The organism is Micromonospora andamanensis, from assembly GCF_016863495.1.
Classification (GTDB): domain Bacteria; phylum Actinomycetota; class Actinomycetes; order Mycobacteriales; family Micromonosporaceae; genus Micromonospora; species Micromonospora andamanensis.
In genome coordinates, this window is sequence record NZ_BOOZ01000044.1 from 36,307 (window position 1) to 60,400 (window position 24,094).

Genomic DNA, 24,094 nt, shown 5'->3' on the forward strand with positions numbered 1-24,094 from the left:
ACAGAAGGAGAGACGGACGTGGGACGTCGATCAGTGATTGGGACATCTCTGGCGGTGGTGGCCGCAATGACCCTGTCCGCCTGCGGCGGCGGTGAGGACAGCGGGGCCTCGGACACGGTGCGGGTGACGCTCGTCAACCACGTCTGGACCGAGAACATCCGGAAGGCGCTGCCGGAGTTCGAGCAGGCGACCGGGCTCAAGGTCGAGGTCACCCAGCTCGGCGAGGACCAGCTCTCGGACCAGTACAACGTCAAGCTCAACGCGGGCTCCCGCGACATCGACGTGATGATGTACCGGCCGTTGCAGGAAGGTCAGCTGTTCGCCAAGAACAAGTACCTCGCCGACCTGACGGACAAGGCCAAGGAGAGCGCCGACTTCGGCCTGGACGACTTCCAGGAGACGCCGCTGGGTGCGACCACCTACGAGGACAAGGTGGTAGGCATTCCGATCATCACCGAACAGCAGGTCCTCTACTACCGCAAGGACCTGCTGGAGAAGTCCGGCTTCGCCGCGCCGCCGCAGACGCTCGACGAGCTGAAGGCTCAGGCGGCCAAGATCGAGGCGGACAACCCGGGTGTCGCCGGCTTCGTGTCGCGGACCGGCAAGGCCGCCGCGGTCACCCAGTTCTCCAGCTTCCTCTACAGCTTCGGTGGCGACTTCGTCGACGCGTCCGGCAAGGCCGCCGTCAACAGCGACGCCGCCAAGCAGGCGTACGCCTACTACGGCGGGCTGCTGCGCGAGCACGGCCCGGCCAACATCAGCACCGACATGAGCTGGTCCGAGGCGATGGCCATCTTCACGCAGGGGCAGGCCGCCTTCTACACCGAGGCGAACTCGCTCTACAAGAACGCCACCGACCCGGCCAAGTCGAAGGTCTCCGAGACCGTCGGATTCGCGCCGTTCCCCGCCGGGCCGGCCGGTTCCAAGCCGTACAACATCCCCTCCTGGGGTCTGGCCGTCAACGAGGCCTCGGAAAACCAGAGCAACGCCTGGAAGTTCATCGAGTGGGCCGCCGGCAAGGAGCAGACGCTGGCGCAGCAGAAGGCCGGCGTGCCGGGTGCCCGTACCTCCGTCTGGGAGAACCCGGAAGGCATCGCGACCTACCCGAAGGACATGGCTGACGCGATCACGGTGAGCCTGGCCAACGGCGTGGGTCACGACCGGCCGGTGGTCGAGCGGGTGGCGCAGGCCCGGGAGATCGTCGGGCAGCCGATCGTCGACGCGATCACCGGCCAGGACGCGGCTGCCGCGGCCGACGCCGCGAACGAGGGATTCCAGAAGTTCCTGGACGACGAGGCCCGCTGAGCCCGAGCGCGGGGGTGACGGGGCCGACCGCCCCGCCACCCCCGCCCGGCTCTGTCCACCACGGAGATCCGATGCCAGCAGTCACCGCCCCCGAGAGGGCGCCCCGCGGCGCCTCCGTCATGCCCGACACGCCCGGCTGGGCGCGTTGGGCCAACGACCATCGCAAGTGGCTCTTCGCGGCCCCGGCCATGGCCTTCGTCGCCGCGCTGATCATTTTCCCGCTCGCCTGGACGGGCTATCTCAGCCTCACCGACTCGGCGGGTTCCGTCCGCGCCGAGTCGGAGTTCATCGGCTTCGGCAACTACGTCGAGGTGCTCACCGACACCGACCGGTTCTGGCCGGCGGTGGCGCGTACCGGGGCGTTCACCGGTGTCGCGTTGTTCTTCGAAGTGGTCCTGGGCATGGCTGTCGCGCTGCTGCTGTGGCGGCCGTTCCGGGGCGAGAAGTGGGTCCGGGTCGCCATCCTGTTGCCGCTTGTCGCCACCCCGGTCGCGGTCGGCATGATGTGGCGGCTCATCTTCGACCCGAACATCGGCCTGGCCAACCAGGCGCTGGGCTGGGTCGGCATCGGCCCGCAGCCGTGGCTCGCCGGACAGCACACCGCGTTGCCGACCACCATCTTCATCGACATCTGGCAGTGGACGCCGATGGTCGTGCTGATCCTGCTCGCCGGCCTGACCTCGCTTTCCGACGAGCCGCAGGAGGCCGCGATGATCGACGGCGCCAGCGCCTGGCAGCGCTTCCGGCACGTCACCCTGCCGCTGCTGATGCCCACCGTGATCGTGGCGATCCTGCTGCGCGGCATTGACGCGCTGAAGACCTTCGACATCCTGTACGCGACAAAGGGCCGGGGCGGCGGATCGTTCCACGAGGTGGAGACGCTGAACGTGTACGCCTACGGCCTGAGCTTCGACTACAACGAGTACGGCCTGTCCTCGACGGTGCTGATTCTGTTCTTCCTGATCATCATCGGTTCGATGTGGGCGCTCACCGCACGTCGGAAGGGGGCCGGACGATGAAGCCACGCACCGGGTTCAAGGTGTTCCGCACCATCGCGCTCACCGTCGTGGTGCTCTCCCTGGTGGCACCGCTGATCTGGATGGTCGCCGCCTCGTTCAAGACCAACGTCGACATCTACGACTCCGCCAAGGCGCTGGTCTTCACGCCGACCCTGGACAACTACGGCACGGTGCTGCAACAGGCCAACTACGTGCAGTTCATCGTGAACAGCCTCTGGGTGGCCTTCGCGGCGACCGCGTTGTCGTTGCTGCTCGGCGTGCCGGCGGCGTACTCGATGAGTCGGTTCAACATGCGCAAGTCGGCGCTGGTGGTGCTCATGGCCCGGGTGATTCCCGGCGTCTCGCTGCTGGTGCCCTGGTACTACGTCTTCTCGAATCTGCGCATGGTCGGCGGCTTCAGCGTGCTGATCCTGAGCCACATGTTCGTCTCGCTGCCGCTGATCGTCTACATCATGATGGGCTTCTTCGACGGCCTGCCGGAGGAGTTGGAGGAGGCGGCGCTCGTCGACGGCCTCACCCACATCGGCGCCTTCCGGCGGATCACGTTGCCGTTGTCCGTACCGGGCATCGCCACCGCCGGCATCCTGTCCTTCATCTTCTCCTGGAACAACTTCATGTTCGCCCTGGTCCTGTCCGGCGCGGACACCAAGACCCTGCCCGTGGCGATCTTCGACTTCGTCGGCTACGCCAGCATCGACTGGGGCGGCCTGATGGCGGCCACCACTGTGGTCACCCTGCCGATCATGGTCATCGCGCTGTTCGTGCAGAGGTACATCGTCTCCGGCCTCACCGCCGGTGCGACGAAGGGCTGAGGCGATCATGACCACCATCGCTCGCGTCGAGACCTTCCTCGTCGCACCGCGCTGGCTCTTCGTCCGGGTGGAGACCGACGACGGGATCGTCGGCTGGGGCGAGGCGACCTGCGAGGGCCGCTCCGAGACCGTACGCACCGCCGTCGAGCAGCTCAGCGAGCTGCTGATCGGCCGGGACGCGCTGCGGATCGAGGATCACTGGCAGGTGCTGACCAAGGCGTCCTTCTACCGGGGCGGCCCGATCCTGGCCAGCGCCGTCTCCGGTCTGGACCAGGCGCTGTGGGACATCGCCGGCAAGCGGTACGGCGCGCCCGTGCACCAACTGCTCGGCGGACCGGTGCGGGACCGCATCCGGGTCTACGGCTGGGTCGGCGGCGACGAGCCCGACGAGGTCCGCGACCAGATCGCGGGCCGGGTGGAGGCCGGCCTCACCGCGGTGAAGATGAACGCCTCCGGTCGGATGAGCCCGCTCGCCTCCGTCGCCGAACTCGACGCGGTGGTGCGGCGGGTCGCCGCCGCCCGGGAGGTGCTCGGCGAGCACCGGGACGTGGCGGTCGACTTCCACGGCCGCTTCACCCTGGCTAACGCGCGCCGGGTCGCGCCGCTGCTCGAGCCGTACCGGCCGTTGTTCCTGGAGGAGCCGGTGGTGCCGGAGAACTCCCACCTGATCGGCGAACTCGTCCGGGCCACCACCACTCCGGTCTCGACAGGGGAACGGCTCTACAGCCGGCAGGAGTTCCTGCCGGTCCTCCAAGCCGGCATCGCGGTGGCCCAGCCGGACCTCGCGCACGCCGGCGGCATCACCGAGGTACGCAAGATCGCCGCGCTGGCCGAGGTGTACGACGTGCAACTCGCCCCGCACTGCCCGCTCGGACCGATCGCGCTGGCCGCCTGCCTCCAGGTCGGCTTCGCCACCCCGAACTACCTGATCCAGGAGCAGAGCATCGGCATCCACTACAACCTCGGCGCCGAGGTGCTCGACTACTGCGTCGATCAGCAGCCGCTGTCCTTCGTCGACGGGTACGTGCAGCGCCTCACCGCGCCGGGGCTGGGCATCGAGATCGACGAGCAGGCGGTACGCGCGGCCGACAAGCGCGGCCACGCGTGGCGCAGCCCCACCTTCCGGCACCCCGACGGCGCGTACGCGGAGTGGTGACCATGACCTTGGATCTCGCCGCCGAACTCGCCGAGACCCGGCTGCTGGCCATCATCCGGGGCACCGACACCGCCGCCACCATCGCCGCCGGCACGGCGCTGCTGGCCGAGGGCGTACGCGTGGTGGAGGTGGCGCTGACCACCCCGGGCGCGCTCGACGCCATCGCGGCCATCCGGGCCGACGCCCCGGCGGACACGCTCGTCGGTGCCGGCACGGTGCTCACCGGGTCGGACGTGGCCGACGTGGCGGCGGCCGGCGCGCAGTTCGTGGTGACGCCCGCCGTGGTCGAGTCGATAGCCGAGGCGGCTCGGCGGGGCCTGCCGGTCGCGGCCGGCGCGCTGACCCCGACCGAGGCGTACGCGGCGGTGCGGTCCGGGGCGAGCGTGGTCAAGCTCTTCCCGGCCTCGGTCGGTGGCCCCGGCTACCTCAAGGCGGTCCGTGACCCGTTCCCGGACATCCCGTTCGTCGCGGTCGGCGGGGTGGGCCTGGCCGAGCTGCCCGGCTACCTGGCGGCCGGGGCGATCGCGGTGGGCGTCGGCGGCCCGCTGGTGGGTGACGCGGCCTCGGGCGGCGACCTCGACGCGTTGCGCGACCGCGCCCGCCGATACCGTGACGCGGTGCGGGGAGCACTGTCATGACCGAGCGGCAGCGGGATCTGCTCACCGTCGGCGAGGCGCTCGTGTCGCTGCGGTCCTCCGGTCCGCTGGCCGCCGGCGGGCCGTTGAGCATGCACCTGGCCGGCGCCGAGTCCAACGTGGCGATCGGCCTGGCCCGACTCGGACACCGGGCGGCCTGGGCGGGCCGGGTCAGCGACGACGAGCTTGGCGAGTTCGTGCTGCGGCAGCTGCGCGCCGAGGGCGTCGACACCACCGACGTGCGGCGGGACCCGCAGCGCCCGACCGGGCTGATGTTCCTGGAGCGGCGGACCGCCGACGTGTCCCGGGTGCGCTACCACCGGGCCGGATCGGCGGGCGCGGCGCTCGACGTCGACGACCTGCGCGCACCGCTCGCCGCGGGTGCCCGCCTGCTGCACCTGAGCGGCATCACCCCGGCCCTGTCCGCCAGCGCGCGGGACGCGGTGACCTGGGCGGTACGCGCGGCGGCCGAGTCCGGCATCCCGGTCAGCCTGGACGTCAACTACCGGGCCGGCCTGTGGTCCCGGGCGGACGCCCGGGCGACGCTGACCCCACTGGCCGGGTACGCCTCGGTCGTCGTCGCCTCCACCGACGAGCTGGACCTGGTCGCCGGGGCCGGGGCCGACGAGCGCGCCGTCGCCACCGACCTGCTCCGGCGGGGCGTGTCGACGGTGCTTGTCAAGCTCGGCGCCGACGGCGCCCGCGCCTGGACCGCCGACGGGGTGGAGCAGGTCCCGGCGGTGCCGGTCACCGCCGTCGACACCGTCGGTGCGGGTGACGCGTTCACCGCCGGCTACCTTTCCGGGCATCTCGACGGGCTGGACCTGACCGACCGGCTCCGGCGCGCGGTGGCGCTCGGGGCGTTCGCGGTCGCCGGCCACGGCGACTGGGAGGGCCTGCCCCGCCGCGACGAGTTGTCCCTGATCACCGGCAGCGCCGCCGGCACCACCCTTCGCTGAGCAACACCTGCGAGAAAGGCACCCCTCGTGAAGATCGTCGCTGCGGACGTCATCGTCTCCAGTCCGGACCGCAACTTCGTCACCTTGAAGATCACAACCGAGGATGGCATCACCGGCCTGGGCGACGGCACCCTCAACGGGCGGGAACTCTCGGTCGCCTCGTACCTGCGTGACCACGTCGTTCCGCTGCTGATCGGGCGGGACGCGCACCGCATCGAGGACGCCTGGCAGTTCCTGTACCGCTCGGCGTACTGGCGGCGCGGACCGGTCACCATGGCCGCCATCGCCGCGGTCGACGTGGCGCTCTGGGACATCAAGGCCAAGGCCGCGGGCATGCCGCTCTACCAGCTGCTCGGCGGCGCGTCCCGGACCGGCATCATGGCGTACGGTCACGCCTCGGGGCGGGACCTGCCGGAGTTGTTCGACTCGATCCGGGCGCACCTGGACCAGGGCTACCGGTCGATCCGGGTGCAGACGTCGGTGCCCGGCATCAACGCCGTGTACGGGGTCGCCGCGCAGCCCAGCACCGACGGCAAGCGGTACGACTACGAGCCGGCGCAGCGCACCCCGCTGCCGGCCGAGGAGGACTGGGACACCCGGGCGTACCTGCGTCACCTGCCCGGCGTCTTCGAGGCGGTCCGCAACGAGTTCGGGCCGGAGCTGCCGCTGCTGCACGACGGCCACCACCGGATGACCCCGATCCAGGCCGCCAAGCTGGGCAAGGCCCTCGAACCGTACGACCTGTTCTGGCTGGAGGACTGCACCCCGGCGGAGAACCAGGAGGCGCTGCGGCTGGTCCGCCAGCACACCACCACGCCGCTGGCCATCGGCGAGGTCTTCAACACCGTCTGGGACTACCAGACCCTGATCCGGGAACAGTTGATCGACTACGTCCGCTCGGCAGTCACCCACACCGGTGGCATCACCGCGATGCGTAAGCTGCTCGACTTCGCCGCGCAGTACCAGATCAAGTCCGGTATCCACGGGCCGACCGACATCTCGCCGGTCGGCATGGCCGCCGCCCTGCACCTGGACCTGGCCATCCACAACTTCGGCATCCAGGAGTACATGCGGCACGGGTCGCTCACCAACGAGGTGTTCCGTCAGTCGTTCAGCTTCACCGACGGCTACCTGCACCCGGGTGAGCAGCCGGGTATCGGCGTCGAGTTGGACGAGGAGGCGGCTGCCCGGTTCCCGTACCAGCCGGCGTACCTGCCGTTCAACCGGCTCCAGGACGGCACCGTCCATGACTGGTGAACCGGCGACCCGGCACGTGGTGGTGATGGGTGTGTCAGGTGCCGGGAAGACGACTGTGGCCCGGGGAGTCGCCGCCGTCACCGGGCTGACCTTCGCCGAGGCCGACGAGTTCCACTCGGCGGCCAACGTGGCCCGGATGCGGGCCGGCGTACCCCTGGACGACGCGGCCCGCTGGCCGTGGCTGCGTGCCCTTGCCGACTGGATGACCGCCCGTCACCGGGAGGGCGTGTCGACGGTGCTGGCCTGCTCGGCGCTGCGGCGCTCGTACCGGGACGTGCTGCGGCAGGGGCCGCCGGCCGTCGACTTCGTGCACCTGGCCGGGCCGACCGAGGTCATCCGGGAGCGGCTGGCGTTGCGCGCCGGCCACTACATGCCGGCGAGCCTGCTCGATTCCCAGACCGCCACCCTGGAGCCGCTCAGCCCCGACGAACAGGCCCTCGTCCTGGACCTGCGACTGTCCACCGACGACCTGATCACCAAAACCGTCAACCACCTAAACCTCCCCCACCACCCCTGACCCCACCCCACCCCACCCAGCGCGCCACCCAGCGCGCGTCGATCTTGCACTTTTCGTGAAAGGGGTACTTCGGCGACCGAAAGTGCAAGATCGACGGGGTGGGGGTGGGGTGGGTAGCACGGGGGGGTGGGGTTGGGGGTGGGTTTGGGGGTTTTGGGGGTGGGGAGGGGGGTGACGGGTGACCATCTGGGGCGTTGGCCGGGAACGGTTGGCGGTGACGCGACGGCAGGTGGGCGGGCGTGCGGGAGACAGCGGTCGAGCCGATCGTCAGTGGTGACGACGGCAGCCTGGCGGAGCGGGTGTGGCGCAACGCGGATGAGGATCCGGACGCGGTGCAGTTCGTGCGGCCCGACCCGGACCCCCGGTCGTGGCCGGTCCGCCGCTCCGGTCGGGGCGGCGCCCTGCCGGTGACCTGCCGGCAGTTCCGCGACGACGTGCTGGCGGTGGCCCGTGGTCTCGTCGCCGCCGGTGTCGCGCACGGCGACCGGGTCGGTCTGCTCAGCCGCACCCGGTACGAGTGGACGCTTGTCGACTACGCCCTCTGGTCGATAGGTGCGGTGACCGTGCCGATCTACGACACCTCCAGCGACGAACAGATCGGCTGGATGCTCGGCGACTCCGGTGCGGTCGGTTGCGTACTGGAGACCGCCGACCACGCCGTCAGCGTGGCCGCGCTGCGGTCGGAGCTGCCCGAGTTGCGGCAGACCTGGCGCATCGATGCCGGCGAGCTCATCGAGCTGGTGGCGCAGGGCCGTGCCGTCGACGTGGCCGAGGTGGACGCTCGCCGGGCCGCGGTGACCGGCGACGACATCGCCACGATCGTCTACACCAGCGGCACCACCGGGCCACCGAAGGGCTGCGTCCTGGCCCACCGAAACCTCTCCGCGGACATCGGCAACGCCACGGCGGTGCTGCCCCAGCTCCTGCATCCGGGTGCGATGACTGTGCTGTTCCTGCCGCTGGCGCACGCCTTCGCCCGGCTGATCCAGGTCGGCATGGTGCACACCCGGGCGACGATGGTGCACAGCGCCGACATCTCCGGGGTGCTCGACCAGTTGCGCCGGTTCCGGCCCACCTTCATCCTCGCCGTGCCCCGGATGTTCGAGAAGATGCACGACCAGGCCCGCCAGACCGCCGAGGACGCACACCGGGGATGGCTGTTCGGTCTCGCCGAGTGGGTTGCCGTGCGGTACAGCCGCGCGCTGGACACTGCGCATGGGCCCGGAAGACTGCTCCGCCTGGCGCACCTGGTGTTCGAGTTCGCCGCGTACCGCCGGTTGCGCGCCGCGCTCGGCGGGCGGTGCCGGATGGCGATCGTGGGCGGCGCGCCGCTGGGGGAGCGGCTGGGGCACTTCTTCCGGGGGGCGGGCATCACGGTACTGGAGGGGTACGGGTTGACCGAGACCTCGCCGGCGCTGACCGCGAACCTGCCGACGGCGATGCGGATCGGCACTGTCGGACGGCCACTGCCGGGGGTCCGGATCCGGCTCGCCGACGACGGCGAGGTCCACGCCCGGGGCGAGGTGGTCTTCGGTGGCTACTGGCACAACCCGGAGGCCACCCGGGCGGCGTTGACCGAGGACGGGTGGCTGCGCACCGGCGATCTCGGCAGGATCGACGATGACGGTTTTCTGCGGATCACCGGCCGGACCAAGGAGATCATGGTCACGGCCGCCGGTAAGAACGTCGCGCCGGCACCCATCGAGGAGCGGATCCGCGCGCATCCACTTGTCAGCCAGGTGATGCTGGTCGCCGACGGCCGCCCGTACGTCGCCGCACTTGTCACAGTGGACCCGCAGGCGTGGACGCGCTGGCGGGAGCAGCACGGGCTCCCCGGTGCGTCGGTGTCGGCGGCGCGGGACGACCCGAGGCTGCGGGGGGAGATCCAGGTCGCGATCGACCGGGCCAACCGGAGCGTCTCCCGGGCCGAGCAGGTTAAGACCTTTCGGATCCTGCACCGGGATGTCACCGAGGCCGACGGGGAACTCACCCCCACTCTCAAGATCAAGCGGGAGGCCGTGCGGGACCACTTCGCCGACGAGGTCGCCGCCCTCTACCACGGTCACTAGCGCGCGCCGCCCAGCCGATGCTGATCATGAAGAGCGCGGCGCTGTAGGTCGCCATCACCAGCACGTCGTGCCCGGGCAGCCGGGTACCGCCCGCGCCGAGCCCGATCAGCAGGTCCGAGAAGAGGAACAGCGCACCGCCGGCCGCGACCCGCCGGCCGACGGCGGTGGCGGTCGCCGCCATCAGGCTCAGCGCCAGGCTGTACCCGAGCACCGGTAGCCGCAGGTCGCCCAGTCGGGGCCAGAGCAGTGCGTTCGCCACCGCCCACAGCGTCAGGTAGCCGGCCACCGCCGCCGGTCGGGGCCGGCGGTGACCGATGAAGGCGGTGCTGAACGCGACCTGGGTGCCGAGGAAGCAGCCCATCCCGACCAGGAACGCGGTGTCCGACGGGATCAGCAACGCGACGTCCCCGGCGGTGGCGAGGACCAGACCCACGGCGATCGGCCGGTCGGCCGCGTGGACCTGCCAGAGCCAGGCCAGCAACAGCGGCGCCAGCAGCGGCTTGGCCAACCACTGCGCCGCGGGCACGTCGGTGGCGACGGCTACCAGTTCGACGGCCGCCACGACGGCGAATGCCCAGAGCAATGCCGCGTCCCGGTCCGGCCACCGTACGACAGCGGGTCGTCGCCTCGGGTCGGCGCCGGTCGCGGTGTTCACCGGGCCGGCTGCCAGCCCGGGCGGCCCAGCAGATACCCGAGCCGTTCCCGCCAGGACCTGGCGGTACGCAGGTCCCGCCAGATCGCCGCGTACTCGTGGGTCGCCACCCGCAGCGGGTTGTAGGTGGCGATGTTCTTGGTCAGGCCGTACCGGACCGGGTCTCCCTCGGCCTGAAAGGTCCCGAAGAGCCGGTCCCAGATGATCAGGATGCCGCCGTAGTTGCGGTCCAGGTAATCGGCGTTCGAGCCGTGATGGACCCGGTGGTGCGACGGGGTGTTGAACACCAGCTCGACAGGTCGGGGCAGCAGGTTGACCCGCTCGGTGTGCAGGAAGAACTGGTAGAGCAGACTTATCGACTGCTGAAGGAAGATCATCCACGGAGGGATGCCGAGCAGGGCCAGGCCCAGCCAGAAGGGCAGGGACGTCATGGGTGTCCAGCTCTGCCGCAGCGCCGTGGAGAAGTTGAAGAACACGCTTGAGTGGTGCACCACGTGCCCCGCCCACAGGAGCCGGACCTCGTGGTGCGCCCGGTGGAACCAGTAGTAGGCGAAGTCGTCGGCGAAGAACAGCAGCACCCAGACCCACCAGTCGCCGGGGGAGAGTTGCCACGGCGAGATGGTGTAGGCGGCGGCGTACAGACCGACCGTGAGCAGCTTCCAGGGCACACCGATGACCTGGCTGCCGGCGCCCATGGTCAGGCTGGTGGCGGTGTCCCGGGCCTCGTAGCCCCGCTCGGCGTCGTCGGGCGCGAACCGGTACGACAGCGCCTCGACGGTGATGAGCAGGAGGAACGCGGGGATGGCGTAGAGCACGGCGGGGATCATGCCCGGCTGTCCTTTCTGGTCGGGGCGGCGAGCGCGGCGGTGAGCAGCGAGCGGGCCTGTTCGGCGGCCTCGACGTCCCGGCCGTCGGCGACGGCCGAGGCCAGCCGGCGGTGCCCGGCGACGTCGAGCAGTTCGGTGGCGCGTCGCTGCGGCGGCACCTCGGCCACCGCCAGCGCGCCGGCCACCAGGCTGTTGAAGGCCAGCAGGTACGCGGTGTTGCCACAGCCGTCCAGGATGAGCCGCCACACGGCGATGTTGGCCTCGCCCATCGCGGTCAGGTCGGGCGCGAGGTCGGCGAACTCCTCGACCGCGCGGACGATCCGCCGGCGCGTCGCGTCGTCGGCCCGGCGGGCGCAGAGACGGGCCGCGTCCACGCCGATGCAGGCCCGCATGTCCATCATGTCGCGCACCAGGGTCGTGACCGGCAGGACGTCGCCGGAGCGGACAAGGGACAGCGCCAGGTCCAGGCCGGCGTGCACCCGCCAGTCCAACACCCGGGTGGCCCCGCCCTGGCTGACCCGGACCAGGCCGAGTTGCTGCAACCGACCCAGCGCCTCCCGTACCGCGTGCCGGTTCACCTGGAAGGTCGCGGCCAATTCGCGCTCACCGGGCAGGGTGTCGTCGGTGCGGTAGGTGCCGCTGACGATGGCGTCGCGCAGCTGCCCGAAGACCAGGTCGGCGACGGAGGCCCGGGTGACGGGGACGAATGCCATGCCGGGCAGTGTGGCCCAGCACATATCAACCCGTCAACTGGTTGGACCAGTAGGCGACGCTCGATATCGACACGCCCGGCGACTCGTGACCGGACCGTCGCGGTGAGTTAGGGTGCGTTGGCAGCGGGTGGCGGACGGGCACGGGAGGCGTCGGTGACGAGACGACGGCGTGGCCTCGTTCGCGCGGTCCTGCGCCTGGGTTTCCTGACCGTGCTCGCCGGGGCCGCCTGGTGCGCCTATGACGCCGCGTCGGCGGCTCCGGCCCGGGCCGCCGAGAAGCCGCCGGCGGCCACCCAGGACGGCCCTGTGACCCGCACCGCCGACCTCGTCCGGGACCTGCTCACGCCCGTGCTCGCCGCGAATCGGCCCGCCCCGGAACCCGTCGCACCGCCCCCTCCGCAGGTGGCCGATCCGCCGCGACCGCCCTCGTCCGACGAGCGCCCGGGGCGGCCCGCGCCCGCGCCACCACCGACGGGTGACGCGCCTGCGGAGCCGCCCGGGCGACAGGTGCCGGCGGGGCCGGCCGACCAGGCGCCGCCGGGGGGCCAGCCCGGACCTCCCGCCGCCGGCCCGGCCGAACTGCCGGCGCCTGCCGGTGGGCAGCCGCCGCAGGACACCGCGTCACCGCCTGTCGCGACAACCCCGGCCGGGAGCGCTCCACTGTCGACCGATCCGACCACGTCGGGCCCGGCACCCTCGCACCCGGCGTCACCTCGGGCTGCTCCCGACCGGGCGGATCAGGCGCCGCCAGCCGACCGGGTGGCCGGGCCACCGGCACCGAGCCCGCACGACCGGTCCGCGGAGACGGTGGCACGACTGCTCGAGCCACTACCCGAGGCGGTACGCGACGAGGTGGCCGCCGTGGTCGCTGCCGCGGGGCCCCTCACCGACCCGCTGCTCGCCGTCCTCGAGGAACTCCTGGGCTCCGGGTCGCTCGACTCCGTCGTGGGTGGTTTGGATCCTGTCCTGGCCCCGATCCTCGACCTGCTGGAACCGGTGCTCGACGTGCTGCCACCAGCCGACGGTCCACCCCAGCCCGCCCCGGTGCCGACGCCTGCCGATCCGGGCACCCAGCCCGAGCCGGATCCCGTCGAGCCACCGGGAGCGGGAGTCGACCCGGTGCCGCCGGTCGCACCGGTCCGGGCCCACCCCGGCCAGGACACCGCGCGGCTGGTCCGCTCCGCCGACCAGATCACCAGGCACGGGCACCGCGGCTCGCCAGCATCGTTGTCACGATCCATCGAGGCCGGGGGACAGCACGACCGGGACCGGCAGGCCGAACGTCCGTCGGGGCAGCCGCCCCTGTCGCCGGCACCGGGGACAAGCGGCGCCGAGCAGACCCCGATCTCGCACAGCGGCTCGGCCGACACGGCGGCGGCCGGTTGGTCGCCGCCTGCGGTCAGTAGCCGGTTGACCCGGCTGCCGCCCACCCGGCACCGGCCCTCCCGCTCGCCGCGCCCGGGCAGCCGACCGGCTTGACCGCAGCGCCCGCCACCGCCCGTGCCGCCACGGCGGTAGTGGCCTCGTGGCGCGACACCTGACGTCGGCCGTACCCCGCCGACCGTCCCCGGCCCGCCCGCACAGCCTCGCGGTGCCGGCCTCGACACCATCCTCGCGACCTCACGCCCAACCAGGAGTACCCATGCACGTCACCCTGCCGGTCAACCGTGCCCGATGGTGCGACCTCGACTGGATCGTCGACCTGCTCACCGCCACGATCGTCCCGACCGCCCTCGGCGCGTGGCTCGTACCCGACAAGCGCCGACGCCCGGCCGTGATCGCCGCCGTGGCCCGCATCTGGACCGAGCACGCCCTGCTGTTCGGCGACGCGTTCCTGCTCAAGGACGGGACCGCCGCCACCGTCTGGTTCCACCGCTATCGCCCGATCCCGCCGCCACCTCGCTACGACGAGCGGCTCGACGACGCCAGCGGCGAACATGCCGTGCGCTTCCGCCGGGTCGATCACATCCTCGCCGCGCGGCGTCCCGTCGAGGCGCACAACCACCTCGCCTTCCTCGCCGCACCCCCGGATGCCGACCGGGCCGGTCAGGCCGCCGCTGTCCTCGCCGGCAGTCACCGGTACATGGACAATCTCGGCCTGCCCAGCTACGCGGAGGTGCACGGCCCCGACGACATCCGCCTCTACCGGCGACTCGGCTACCGGGTCCGGCACCGTCTGTCGCGTCCTGACGGAGTCACGATCAACCTGCTCTGGCGGCCGGCACCGTCGGTCCGGATCACCCCGTCCACGGCTCCGGCGCGACAGGTACGACCCGCCGGGCCACCGGCTCTGACCGGGCCGGTGGGGGTAGCCGCCGCCGAGGGCGTCGCCTGCGGCTGATCCGTCCGGACGGCACGGACGCGCGCGGGTCGGCCCCGGCCGACCCGCGCGCTGCGGCTCACGGAACGGCCGCCGAAGGGTCGGGCTGACCCGCCGGGACGGTGGGTCTCAGCGCTGGGCGGTAGGCGAGGGGGGAGCGCTGCCGCCCTGGGGTGCCTCGGTGGACATCAGCTTCACCACCGCCTGGCGGTCGGCCGCCGACGGTAGACCCCAGCCCGGGCGGTACCCGTACACCTCGCGCAGCGGGGTGGCGCTTGTCCGTCCGCCGAGAATCTCCACGGCGTCGGTATCGATGAGCCCCGGATGCTCCACCCCGCACGCCTCGGCGACCTTCGTCAGGTCCCGTCGCAGCGTCTTGATGTAGTGCGCCGCTCGGACGGCCTTCGATGCCGGGTCCAGCCCTCGGGCCAGCCAGGCGTTCTGGGTGGCCACTCCGGTGGGGCAGGTGTCGGTGTGGCATTTCTGCGCCTGGATGCAGCCGATCGCCAGCATCGCCTCCCGGCCGACGGCCACCATGTCGCAGCCGAGCGCGAACGCGACCACCGCGTTGTCGGGCAGGCCGAGCTTGCCCGAGCCGATGAAGACGACCTGCTCGTGCAGGTCACGTTCGGCGAAGATGGGGTAGATCCGGGCGAAGCCCTGCTGGAACGGCAGCGACACGGAGTCGGTGAAGATCAGCGGTGCCGCGCCGGTGCCGCCCTCGCCGCCGTCGACGGTGACGAAGTCGACGCCCCGGTCGGTGTCGCGCATCAGGTCGGCCAGCTCGGTCCAGAAGTCGAGGTCGCCCACTGCGGACTTGATGCCGACCGGCAGGCCGGTCTCGGCGGCCAGGAGTTCCACCCAGTCGAGCAGGCTGTCGCAGTCGGAGAACTCCGCGTGCCGCGACGGGCTGACGCAGTCCCGGCCGGTCGGGATGCCCCGGGTCGCGGCGATCTCCGCCGACACCTTCGCCGCCGGCAGCAGGCCGCCCAGGCTGGGCTTGGCACCCTGGCTCAGCTTGATCTCCAGTGCGCGTACCGGTGCGCCGGCCACCACGTCCTTGAGTCGGGCGAGGTCGAACCGGCCCCGATCGTCGCGGCAGCCGAAGTAGGCGGTGCCGAGTTGCAGGATCAGCTCGCCGCCGTGGCGGTGGTACGGCGACAGCCCGCCCTCACCGGTGTTGTGCAGGCAGCCGGCGATCGCCGCGCCACGGTTCAACGCCTCCACGGCGGGACCGGACAGGGAGCCGAAACTCATCCCCGAGATGGTCACCACGGATTCGGGGCGGAACGCGTGGGCGCGACGCCGGGCCGCCCCGAGCACCTTCGCCGACGGCAGCCGCACCTCGTGCCCGATCGTCGGCGTCGACGCAGGTACCGCTCGGCCGAAGGTGCGGTGCTTGATGATCGGATATCCGGGGGTGTACTCGATGTCGTTGTCGGTGCCGAACCCGAAGTAGTTGTTCTGCCGCTTCGCCGAGGCGTACACCCAGCGGCGCTGGTCCCGGGTGAACGGCCGCTCCTCGTTGTTGCCGGCCACGATGTACTGCCGCAGTTCCGGCCCGAGTGATTCGAGCAGGTAGCGGGCCCGACCCAGGAGCGGGAAGTTTCGTCGCAACGCGTGCTCGCGTTGCAGCAGGTCACGGGCGGCGAGCGCGGCGAGGGCGGTGACGGCGGCGGGTACGGCGTGACGGGCCCATCTCATCCCGCCACACTTTCCGCCACCGGCGCCGGTCAAACGTCCTGACCGCGCAGCTCAGGGCCGGTTCACCGAGGTGCGCGAAAATTCCGGTGGACCGTGTCGAGGACGGGTGCCCGCCGTTCGTCACCTGGACGATGACCCTTCCCACGATGAGGAGCGACGATGAGGTACGCGATGCTGATCTTCGGCGATGACCGTGAGTGGACCGCCCTGTCCCCGGCCGACGAGGAGGACCTGATGAAGCAGGTCTACGCGTGGTACGAGCGGTGGCAGCCGGCCGGCAAGATCGCCGATGGTGGTGCCGAGTTGGAGCCTCGGACCACGGCGAAGACGGTACGCGCCGGCGGGAACGGCCAGCCGGTCATCACCGACGGGCCGTACCTGGAACTCAAGGAGATCATCGGCGGGATCGTCATCCTGGAGTGCGACGACCTCGACGAGGCCACCAGGGTCGCGGCCACCTGGCCACTCGGCGCGGGGATGAGCGCCGTGGAGATCCGTCCGGTGATGAGCCGCGAATAGCGGTGCGGCGGGGCACCGGTCTCACGGCCGGTGCCTCAGCTCACCCACCCGGCGGGACATCAGCTCCCGTTCGGCCGGGTTCGTCGCCAGCTCCAGCGCCCGCTCCGCCGCCACCAGTGCCTCGGCCGGCCGGTCGAGAGTGACAAGCAGGTCGGCCCGGGTGGCGTGCCACAGGTGGTAACCGGCGAGCCGGTCCGCCAGCGCGTCCACCTCGGTCAGCGCCGTGGACGCGCCGAGCGTGAACCGGGTGGCCACCGCGCGGTTCAGCAGCACCACGGGCGACGGGTTCACCGCGTACAACCTGTCGTACAGCGCGCGAACCTCGGTCCAGTTGGTGGCCTCGTACGATCCGGCCAGGGCGTGCAGCGCGGCGATGCCGGCCTGCAACTGGTACGGCCCGGGCCGGCCCTGGCGTACCGCCGCCCGTAACCGCAGCGCCGCCCGCTCGATCGCCGCCCGGTCCCACAGCCGCCGATCCTGCTTGTCGAGCAGCACGATCCGCCCCCAGGAGTCGAACCGTGCCGCGGCCCGGGCCTGGTGCAGCTCCAGCAGCGCGGCCAGCCCGGCGGCCTCGGGTTCGGCGGGCAGCAACCCGGCGAGCTGACCGGCCAGCTCGACTCCCTCCCGGGCGAGCTCGCGCCGCTGGGTGGACCGGCCGCTGGACAGGTAGCCCTCGTTGAACACCAGATAGATCACCGCGAGTACGGCCGGCAGCCGGTCGGCGTACTCGTCAGGCGCCGGCACCTCGAACCGGATGCCGAGCTCGCGTAGCTGCCGCTTCGCCCGGGACAGCCGCTGCGCCATCGTCGGCTGGGGTACGAGGAACGCGGCGGCGATCTCGGCTGCGCTGAGGCCGCTGGCGGCGTAGAGGGTGAGCGCGACCCGGGACGGTTCGGCCAGAGCCGGGTGACAGCAGGCGAAGATCGTGGCCAGTCGATCGTCCACGCCCGGCTCGCGGGGTGGCTCCGTCGCCACAAGCGTGGCCTTGTCGCGTCCGACCCTCTCGCGGCGCAGCCGATCCAGCGCCTTGCGCCAACCCGTGGTGACCAGCCAACCTGTGGGGCTGCCCGGCACACCCTCCTCGGGCCAGCGCTTGAGAGCCTCGGACAGCGCGTCCGACAGCGCCTCCTCGGCCCGGTCGAAGTCACCGAGCCGTCGGCTGAGCGCACCGAGCATCCCAACCGCGTCCGTCCGCCAGAGCCGGTCGAGCAGATCCGCCACGTCGTCCACCGCCCCAGCCTGCAACACCGGCGGGCGCTGCTGCGTCCGCCCGTCCCGGTTGCCGGCTGTCAATGTGGTGTGTGCCGCGGGTACCTCGAGACCGGGCTGCCGCCGCAGTCAGGGTCGGGCGGTGTCAACCACCGAAAGTTTCGATCCGGCGCGTCGATCGGCCGAGGTTCAGGCCGTTGGACGCCCCGTCGTCCCAGGTAGATGCCGCAATGTCGGCCTTAGCCCCGACTCCGACCAACTCGGCACACACCAATACCAAAATAGATCATTGTTGACATTTATCCAGACCGATGCTTGTCTGTGGTTGGAAGCGCTCCCACACCGACACCGCCGAAGAAACGGAGGACGCACCATGCCTTCAAGCAGGCCCGATCAGACCGGCAGGCGATCCCGGCCGGCCGTTCGCCAGCCCCTTCGGGTGCTTGCCGTGCTGCTCGCGATGATGGTCGGCGTGCTGCCCTGGAGCAGCCCGGTCCAGGCCCACGGCACCATCATCAACCCGGCCTCCCGCGCCTACCAATGCTGGCAGAGCTGGGGCAGCCAGCACACGAATCCGGCCATGCAGCAGCAGGACCCCATGTGTTGGCAGGCGTTCCAGGCGAATCCCGACACCATGTGGAACTGGATGAGCGCGCTGCGCGACGGGCTGGGCGGGAACTTCCAGGGCCGCACCCCAGACGGGCAGCTGTGCAGCAACGGCCTGTCCCGGAACAACAGCCTGAACCAGCCTGGCGCGTGGCGGGCGACGAACGTGAGTCGCAACTTCACCGTCCAGCTGTACGACCAGGCCAGCCACGGCGCCGACTACTTCCGCGTCTACGTCAGCAAGCAGGGGTTCGACCCCACCACCCAGCAGCTCGGCTGGGGCAACCTCGACTTCATCACGCAGACCGGCAGGTACGCGCCTGCGCAGAACATCTCGTTCAACGTCTCGACCTCCGGCTACACCGGACGCCACATCGTCTTCGTCATCTGGCAGGCTTCGCACCTCGACCAGGCGTACATGTGGTGCAGTGACGTGAACTTCGTCTGATCGACAAGCTCGACAACCCGTCCCAGCACTCCGACCCAGGACCTGCCGTCCTGGGTCGGAGTGCTGTTCGATGGCAGACGGGCGCGTCGACGGGGCGGTGTTTCTGTTCCGGTGTGTCCGGGTAGGTCGGGCCGGACGAACCACCCGCCCCCTCTGTGAAGGACCATCCGATGCGAGACAATTTCGGCGACGCGGTGGGGGATACCCTCCGCTCGATACTTCTCTTCCTGCCCAAGGCGCTCGCCTTCGTGGCGATCCTGGTGGTCGGCTGGCTGATCGCCAAGGCCGCGCTGAAGCTGGTGAACCGACTGCTCGAACGGGTCGGCTTCGACCGCGCGGTGGAACGCGGCGGCATCCGTCGAGCCCTGGCCCGGTCCCGCTACGACGCCAGCGACATCGTCGCTAGGCTCGCCTACTACGGGATTCTGCTGCTCACCCTCTACCTGGCCTTCGGGGTCTGGGGGCCGAACCCGATCTCCGACCTGATTGGCGGGGTCATCGCCTGGTTGCCGCGTGCCTTCGTGGCGATCGTCATCGTGGTGGTCGCCGCGGCCATCGCGAGCGCGGTGAAGGACATCATCTCCGGCGCGCTGGGCGGGCTGTCCTACGGGCGGCTGCTGGCCACCGTAGCCTCGGCGTTCATTCTCGGTCTCGGCATCATCGCCGCGCTCAACCAGATCGGCGTCGCCACCGCGGTGACCACGCCGGTGCTGATCGCGGTGCTCGCCACCATCGGCGGCATCCTGGTGGTCGGCGTCGGCGGGGGACTTGTCCGTCCGATGCAGAGCCGGTGGGAGTCCTGGCTCGCCCGGGCCGAGCAGGAGTCGCGGACCATCGCCGAGCACGCCCGGGCCTACTCCGCCGGCCGCCGCGACACCGCCGAGCCGCCCGTCGACCCGTACCCCGCGTCGGATGCCGGCGCGTCCGCGTTCGCGCCGGCCACCGCCGAGTCCAGCACCATCCAGCCGGTGGCCGGCGAGCCGGCTGACCGCACCGCACCGACCGCCGCCGGCTCGCCGGTCACCGGGGACGACCCGGAGGCGACGCAGGTCGTCACCGCACCCGCCATCGACCCCGACGCGACCACTCCGCTGCCGCGTCAGGACCCGGCCACTCCACAGACCGGGCCGGAGTCCTCGGCGTCGCTGGCGAGCGACCCGGACGCCACCCAGGTGGTGCCGAACTCTGCGCAGGTGCCGGTGCAACGCGACTCCGCCGACAGCGATTCGACGATCGTGCTGCCAAAGACCGGCGAGCAGCGCTGAGCACCGGGGCGGAACGGGACCAACGGCGGTCCCGTTCCGCCCCGGCCGGGTCCAGCTCACCGAGATCGCCGAGTGAGGGTTAGCATCACGGCATGACCTGGCGACATTGATCCGTCATCCGAGGCCGTGGGCCGCCATGGACACCGTGACACAGGTGTCCATGACCCGTCCCACCGGAAAGGCCCCGATGACCCCGACCTCGCCGCGTGCCCGCCGCTTGGCCGGCACGCTCTACGCGTACGCGTTCCTCACCGACCTGGTGCTGCTGTACCCGGTGTACGCGCTGCTCTTCGCCGACACCGGCCTGTCGGTCGGGCAGATCTCCTCGTTGTTCGTCATCTGGTCGCTGGCCAGCATCGTGCTAGAGGTGCCCTCCGGCGCCTGGGCCGACGCGACCTCCCGGCGACGGATGCTCTGCCTCGCACCCCTGTGCACCGCCGCCGGCTTCGCCCTCTGGACCCTCGCACCGTCCTATCCGGCGTTCGCGGCCGGGTTCGTCCTCTGGGGCGCGGGCGGCGCACTCGCCTCCGGCGCGACGGAGGCCCTGGTCTTCGACGAACTCGACAGGCTCGGTGCCGCCGACCGGTACGCCCGCGTCATCGGCCGGGCGCGCACGGCCGGCACCGTGGCGGTGCTCGGGTCGATAGTGCTCGCTGCCCCGGTGCTCGGGTTCGGCGGCTACCCGGCGGTCGGCGCGGCAAGCGTCGCTGCCTGCCTGCTCGCCGCGGCCGTCGCCGTGCGCTTCCCCGAGGACCGCCGGCCCGCCCTCTCGACGAAGCGGCGCCCCGACCTGCCCGTGGTGGGTAGGGCGGCACCAACCGTGGGGAGTGGATCGGCGGACACCGGCGCGGTCGCCGATCCGGACGGGGACGAGCTCGGCTGGTGGCAGGGGCTTCGGGCGGGAATCGCCGAAGCTCGCGGTGACCGGCCGGTGCGCCGGGCGGTGCTGCTCGTCGCGGGCGTCAGCGCCGTCTGGGGCGCACTTGACGAGTACACGCCGCTGCTGGCCCGCGACACCGGAGTCGCGTTGACAAGTGTGCCGCTGCTGCTCCTGATCGTCACGGTCGGGCAGATCGTCGGGGGCCTGCTCGCCCCGGTCGGGCAGCGGTTCGGCACCCGTGGCTACGCGCTCCTGCTGGCCGGCTCGGCGCTGGCGCTGGCCGGGGGCGCACTGGCCGGACACCCGGCCGCCTTCGCTCTGGTGGCGGTGGCCTTCTGCGGCCTGCAACTGGCCACGGTGCTGGCCGACGCCCGGCTCCAGACCCGGATCGCCGGACCCGCCCGGGCCACTGTCACCTCGCTCGCCGGGATGGGCACCGACCTGACGATCATCGTCGTGTACGCCGGGTACGGTCTGGTCGCCACCGTGGCCGGTAACCGGGTGGCGTTCGCGGTAGCTGCCGTGCCGTACCTGCTGATCGCGGCGGTACTGGCGATCCGGCCGACCGGCGAGCGGAGACCGCGCACGCCGGCGCGGGCGGCGCCGGTGGGATGACGGCTCAGCCGGGATCGTCGTCCAGGTAGGCCCAACGGCCGTTCTCGCGGACGAAGCGGCTGCGCTCGGACACCGTGCCCGGCTCGCGTCCCTCCCGGTAGTGGGCGCGGAACTGCACGCTGCCGGTGCTGTCGAAGAGACCACCGCCGTCGGTGTCGAGCACCTCCAGCCGGGTCCAACGCTGGGCGGGATCGAGGTGCAGCCGTGGTGGCCGGGTGCGGGAGTGCCAGCTGCGCAGCAGGTAGTCCGGGTCGCCCACGGCGAAGGCCGCGTACCGGGACCGCATCAGCGCCTCGGCTGTCGGCGCGTCGGCTTCGCCCCGATGCAGCCGCCCGCAGCAGTCCGCGTAAGGCAGGCCCTGCCCGCACGGGCACGTCCCGGTCACCTCGGCCCCGCCGGCTGTCCGTCTGTCTCGCTTGGCCACCTCGCCATCCTTCCGGTCGTGGCGTCGGCCACGGCCACCGGGGCGGCCTCGCTGTCTCCTGTCGACGCGACCGCCGACCGGCGCCGATCAGCGGGCTGCGCCGCGGGCCCCCCGACGGTTGCCGAACGACTCCATGGTGGTGGCCCGCTTCGTCGCTGCCGGGCCGGCGGAGCGGGACCGGGAGGCAGCGGCCTGGGTGGCCGAGGTCTTCCTCGTGGGTGCCCGTTTCGTAGTTGTGGCCTTCCCGGCCGGTCCGCTCGTGCCGGTGGCCTTCGCCGCCTTCTTCGCCGGTGCCTTCTTGGCGGCTGCCTTCTTGACCGGGGCGGCCTTCTTCGCCGCCGTGGCCCTGGCGGTGGGCCGGCGAGCCGGGGTGGCGGTGGCGGAGACAGCCTTCTTGCGGGCCACCCGGGACGTCGTCGGGGTGGGCTTCGTCTCCGGTGTCTTCGCGGCAGTGGCCCCGCTGGCCCGCTTCGCCGCCGTGGCGACCTTCTTCGCCGCCACCTTCCGTGGCTGCGGGCCACCCTTGTCCGCGCTGGTCCGCCTGCTGGCCCGTGCTGCCTGCGCCATCGTCGCTCCTTGCGAATCGGCCGTGGGCGACGGGTCTTCCCGACGCCCCGACGGTCAAACGCCCTGTCACCCTGCCCGGGTGGCGAACACGACGACGTTGTCGACATATCCGCCGTCGTGCTGGTCGAACCGGCCGCCGCAGGTGATCAGGCGGAGCCCGGCCACCTCTCCCGGGCCGTAGACCAGGTCGGTGGGGAAACGGTCCTTCGGGTACGCCTCGACGCCGTCCACGGCGAAGCGGACCACCCGGGTGTCGCTCCGGACGACGTCGATGGTGTCGCCGGGACGTAGCTGTCCCAGGTGGAAGAAGACGGCCGGCCCGTCGGGGGAGTCCACGTGACCCACGAGCACCGCGTTGCCGGTCTCGCCCGGGCTGACCCCGGGTCGGTACCAGCCCGCCACAGCCGGGCGGTCCAGCGGCGGCACCTCCAGCGCCCCGGCGTCGTCGGCGGCCACAGCAACCAGCGGCGCGTGTACCTCGATGGCGGGGATCCGTACCTCGACGGGGGTGGCCCGGGGCAGCGGCGACAGGTTCGGCGCGGGCACCGTCCGGTGCGGAACCCCCACCCCGTCCGGTTGAGGTGGTTGTGCCGGTAGCCGCGTCACACCCGTGCCGACGAGCGCGAGACCGGCCACCGCGAGCACCGCGACCAGGACTCTGCCCAGGTGGTACGCCCGCACGGGAACCTCCGTTCGCCGGTACCCGCGGTGGCGGGGCGAGGACGCGGCGTCGGGACTCCGCCCGCCGGCGCCACCTCGGGTGCCCGCACCGTGGAGCACGGTACGGGCACCCGCCGCAGGATGGATGGGGTGAGCCGCGCGATCAGTGGGTTGCGGCGATGACGGCGTGGCGACGCCGCCGGGCCAGAATGACGGCACCGCCGAGCGCGGTGGCCAGCAGAGTCGCGCCGGTGGCCAGGGTTCCGGCACCGTCGCCGCCGTCACGGCCCCCCGCCTCGGCACCGCCGATCGGGGTGACCGTGAAGGTCGCACTGCCGTCCGGCGTACCGTCACCGCAGGTGGCGGCAACCGTGTAGGTGCCGAGGGTGAACCCGGCGGTGAACAGTTCCGCGCTCAGCCCGCCACCGGCCGCGGCGGTCGTGGACCGCACGTTCTGGTCGCGGTCAGGCCCGGTGACCCGGAAGATCGCGTCGCCTGATTTCGGGTTGCAGGTCGTCGCGGTCAGTACGACGGTTCCGCCGACAGGTGTGGTCGACGGCGACACTGTCGTGTCGGCCAGCGCGGTGCCGGGCAGCAACAGCGCGCCGAGAGCGATGCCGCCTGCCGCCGGTATGAGAACTCTTGTTGCCTTCATACGCGTCTTCCCTCACTTTTCGTCCGCTGACTGCGTGGGACGTCGTTCGGGTGGCCAACTCCGTGACTAGCACCGGTGTGCCCAACACTAGGTGGGCTTGGGACCCGATCCGGTGAAAATGAGAAATCCTCGTTGCCATCCCGTGTCACCCCGGACGCCGCAGGCGTCGCCGAAGGGGCGGGTCTGCCGTGTCCGGCCTCCGGGGTCGTGAGCTGGGGTGCCCGGGGTGTGGGTGCTCGATTCGGGCTGTGGGCCTTCGTTGTGGGCGTTGTTGGGGGTGTGGCCCGCCGTGCCCGGCTCC

General features: G+C 71.7%; 23 protein-coding genes and 1 pseudogene. 15 read left to right on the top strand and 9 right to left on the bottom strand.

Features of this window, described 5'->3' with window-relative positions; genetic code table 11:
* Window positions 1–66 precede the first annotated feature (66 nt).
* The 9 genes from Van01_RS26705 (at window position 67) to Van01_RS26745 (ending at window position 9,729) form a co-directional block, all read left to right on the top strand.
* Window positions 67–1,305 (top strand): ABC transporter substrate-binding protein, encoded by a 1,239-nt coding sequence (locus tag Van01_RS26705; RefSeq protein WP_239099317.1) that lies wholly within the window; start codon window positions 67–69, stop codon window positions 1,303–1,305.
* A gap of 71 nt (window positions 1,306–1,376) precedes the next feature.
* Complete coding sequence (locus tag Van01_RS26710; protein ID WP_239099318.1) at window positions 1,377–2,324, top strand: carbohydrate ABC transporter permease; 948 nt, start codon at window positions 1,377–1,379, stop codon at window positions 2,322–2,324.
* Complete coding sequence (locus tag Van01_RS26715) at window positions 2,321–3,136, top strand: carbohydrate ABC transporter permease (protein ID WP_204013194.1); 816 nt, start codon at window positions 2,321–2,323, stop codon at window positions 3,134–3,136. Before Van01_RS26710 ends, Van01_RS26715 begins: the two co-directional genes overlap by 4 nt.
* Window positions 3,137–3,143: 7 nt before the next feature.
* Window positions 3,144–4,292, top strand: coding sequence for a galactonate dehydratase (gene dgoD / locus Van01_RS26720; RefSeq protein WP_204013198.1), 1,149 nt, complete (start codon window positions 3,144–3,146; stop codon window positions 4,290–4,292).
* 2 nt (window positions 4,293–4,294) lie between these two features.
* Window positions 4,295–4,930, top strand: coding sequence for a bifunctional 4-hydroxy-2-oxoglutarate aldolase/2-dehydro-3-deoxy-phosphogluconate aldolase (locus tag Van01_RS26725; protein WP_239099319.1), 636 nt, complete (start codon window positions 4,295–4,297; stop codon window positions 4,928–4,930).
* Entirely contained in the window at window positions 4,927–5,886 is a 960-nt protein-coding gene (locus tag Van01_RS26730; protein WP_204013202.1) for a sugar kinase, read from the top strand. The genes Van01_RS26725 and Van01_RS26730 overlap by 4 nt, the downstream gene beginning before the upstream one ends.
* Window positions 5,887–5,913: 27 nt before the next feature.
* A complete protein-coding gene (gene manD / locus Van01_RS26735) occupies window positions 5,914–7,143 on the top strand; it encodes a D-mannonate dehydratase ManD (protein WP_204013204.1) in 1,230 nt (409 codons plus the stop codon).
* Entirely contained in the window at window positions 7,133–7,660 is a 528-nt protein-coding gene (locus tag Van01_RS26740; RefSeq protein ID WP_204013206.1) for a gluconokinase, read from the top strand. The genes manD and Van01_RS26740 overlap by 11 nt, the downstream gene beginning before the upstream one ends.
* Before the next feature lie 239 nt (window positions 7,661–7,899).
* Window positions 7,900–9,729, top strand: a complete 1,830-nt coding sequence (locus tag Van01_RS26745) for an AMP-dependent synthetase/ligase (protein WP_204013208.1) — start codon at window positions 7,900–7,902, stop codon at window positions 9,727–9,729.
* Here Van01_RS26745 and Van01_RS26750 read toward each other — a convergent pair.
* From Van01_RS26750 to Van01_RS26760, 3 genes are read right to left on the bottom strand one after another with little or no spacing between them, the layout of a single operon-like run.
* A complete protein-coding gene (locus tag Van01_RS26750) occupies window positions 9,665–10,384 on the bottom strand; it encodes a lysoplasmalogenase (RefSeq protein WP_239099320.1) in 720 nt (239 codons plus the stop codon). The genes Van01_RS26745 and Van01_RS26750 overlap by 65 nt on opposite strands.
* The gene (locus Van01_RS26755) at window positions 10,381–11,208 is read right to left on the bottom strand and encodes a sterol desaturase family protein (protein WP_204013210.1); all 828 of its coding nucleotides are present in this window, start codon (window positions 11,206–11,208) and stop codon (window positions 10,381–10,383) included. The genes Van01_RS26750 and Van01_RS26755 overlap by 4 nt, the downstream gene beginning before the upstream one ends.
* On the bottom strand, window positions 11,205–11,921 hold the full coding sequence (locus Van01_RS26760) for a FadR/GntR family transcriptional regulator (protein ID WP_204013213.1): 717 nt from the start codon (window positions 11,919–11,921) through the stop codon (window positions 11,205–11,207). Before Van01_RS26760 ends, Van01_RS26755 begins: the two co-directional genes overlap by 4 nt.
* A 153-nt stretch (window positions 11,922–12,074) precedes the next feature.
* On the opposite strand from Van01_RS26760, the gene Van01_RS26765 reads away from it, so the two are divergent.
* Together Van01_RS26765 and Van01_RS26770 are read left to right on the top strand one after the other, a co-directional pair.
* Window positions 12,075–13,400 carry a hypothetical protein gene (locus Van01_RS26765; protein WP_204013216.1) on the top strand — a complete coding sequence of 442 codons (1,326 nt, stop codon included), beginning with the start codon at window positions 12,075–12,077 and terminating at the stop codon, window positions 13,398–13,400.
* Between the two features lie 163 nt (window positions 13,401–13,563).
* Window positions 13,564–14,262 (top strand): hypothetical protein, encoded by a 699-nt coding sequence (locus Van01_RS26770; RefSeq protein WP_204013219.1) that lies wholly within the window; start codon window positions 13,564–13,566, stop codon window positions 14,260–14,262.
* Between the two features lie 108 nt (window positions 14,263–14,370).
* Here the strand turns inward: Van01_RS26770 and Van01_RS26775 are convergent, their stop codons facing one another.
* Complete coding sequence (locus Van01_RS26775; protein ID WP_204013222.1) at window positions 14,371–15,945, bottom strand: FMN-binding glutamate synthase family protein; 1,575 nt, start codon at window positions 15,943–15,945, stop codon at window positions 14,371–14,373.
* Window positions 15,946–16,104: 159 nt separating this feature from the next.
* Here Van01_RS26775 and Van01_RS26780 point away from each other — a divergent pair, with 159 nt between their 5' ends.
* Entirely contained in the window at window positions 16,105–16,464 is a 360-nt protein-coding gene (locus Van01_RS26780; RefSeq protein ID WP_099845733.1) for a YciI family protein, read from the top strand.
* Between the two features lie 21 nt (window positions 16,465–16,485).
* Here the strand turns inward: Van01_RS26780 and Van01_RS26785 are convergent, their stop codons facing one another.
* Complete coding sequence (locus Van01_RS26785; protein ID WP_239099321.1) at window positions 16,486–17,694, bottom strand: RNA polymerase sigma factor; 1,209 nt, start codon at window positions 17,692–17,694, stop codon at window positions 16,486–16,488.
* A 427-nt stretch (window positions 17,695–18,121) separates the two neighbouring features.
* On the opposite strand from Van01_RS26785, the gene Van01_RS26790 reads away from it, so the two are divergent.
* The 3 genes and pseudogenes from Van01_RS26790 to Van01_RS26800 all read left to right on the top strand — a co-directional run bounded on the left by Van01_RS26790 (window position 18,122) and on the right by Van01_RS26800 (window position 21,487).
* Entirely contained in the window at window positions 18,122–18,727 is a 606-nt protein-coding gene (locus Van01_RS26790; protein ID WP_239099322.1) for a lytic polysaccharide monooxygenase auxiliary activity family 9 protein, read from the top strand.
* Window positions 18,728–18,897: 170 nt separating this feature from the next.
* Window positions 18,898–19,623, top strand: a pseudogene (locus Van01_RS33255) (mechanosensitive ion channel family protein); the annotation flags it as partial.
* 529 nt (window positions 19,624–20,152) lie between these two features.
* Entirely contained in the window at window positions 20,153–21,487 is a 1,335-nt protein-coding gene (locus Van01_RS26800) for an MFS transporter (RefSeq protein ID WP_204013245.1), read from the top strand.
* A gap of 4 nt (window positions 21,488–21,491) precedes the next feature.
* On the opposite strand, the gene Van01_RS26805 is transcribed toward Van01_RS26800, so the two are convergent.
* The 4 genes from Van01_RS26805 to Van01_RS26820 all read right to left on the bottom strand — a co-directional run bounded on the left by Van01_RS26805 (window position 21,492) and on the right by Van01_RS26820 (window position 23,793).
* Complete coding sequence (locus tag Van01_RS26805; protein ID WP_239099323.1) at window positions 21,492–21,911, bottom strand: YchJ family protein; 420 nt, start codon at window positions 21,909–21,911, stop codon at window positions 21,492–21,494.
* An 87-nt stretch (window positions 21,912–21,998) separates the two neighbouring features.
* Entirely contained in the window at window positions 21,999–22,478 is a 480-nt protein-coding gene (locus Van01_RS26810; protein WP_204013233.1) for a hypothetical protein, read from the bottom strand.
* A 66-nt stretch (window positions 22,479–22,544) separates the two neighbouring features.
* A complete protein-coding gene (locus tag Van01_RS26815) occupies window positions 22,545–23,159 on the bottom strand; it encodes a class F sortase (RefSeq protein WP_204013235.1) in 615 nt (204 codons plus the stop codon).
* Between the two features lie 142 nt (window positions 23,160–23,301).
* Window positions 23,302–23,793 carry a hypothetical protein gene (locus tag Van01_RS26820; RefSeq protein WP_204013237.1) on the bottom strand — a complete coding sequence of 164 codons (492 nt, stop codon included), beginning with the start codon at window positions 23,791–23,793 and terminating at the stop codon, window positions 23,302–23,304.
* Between the last annotated feature and the right edge of the window lie 301 nt (window positions 23,794–24,094).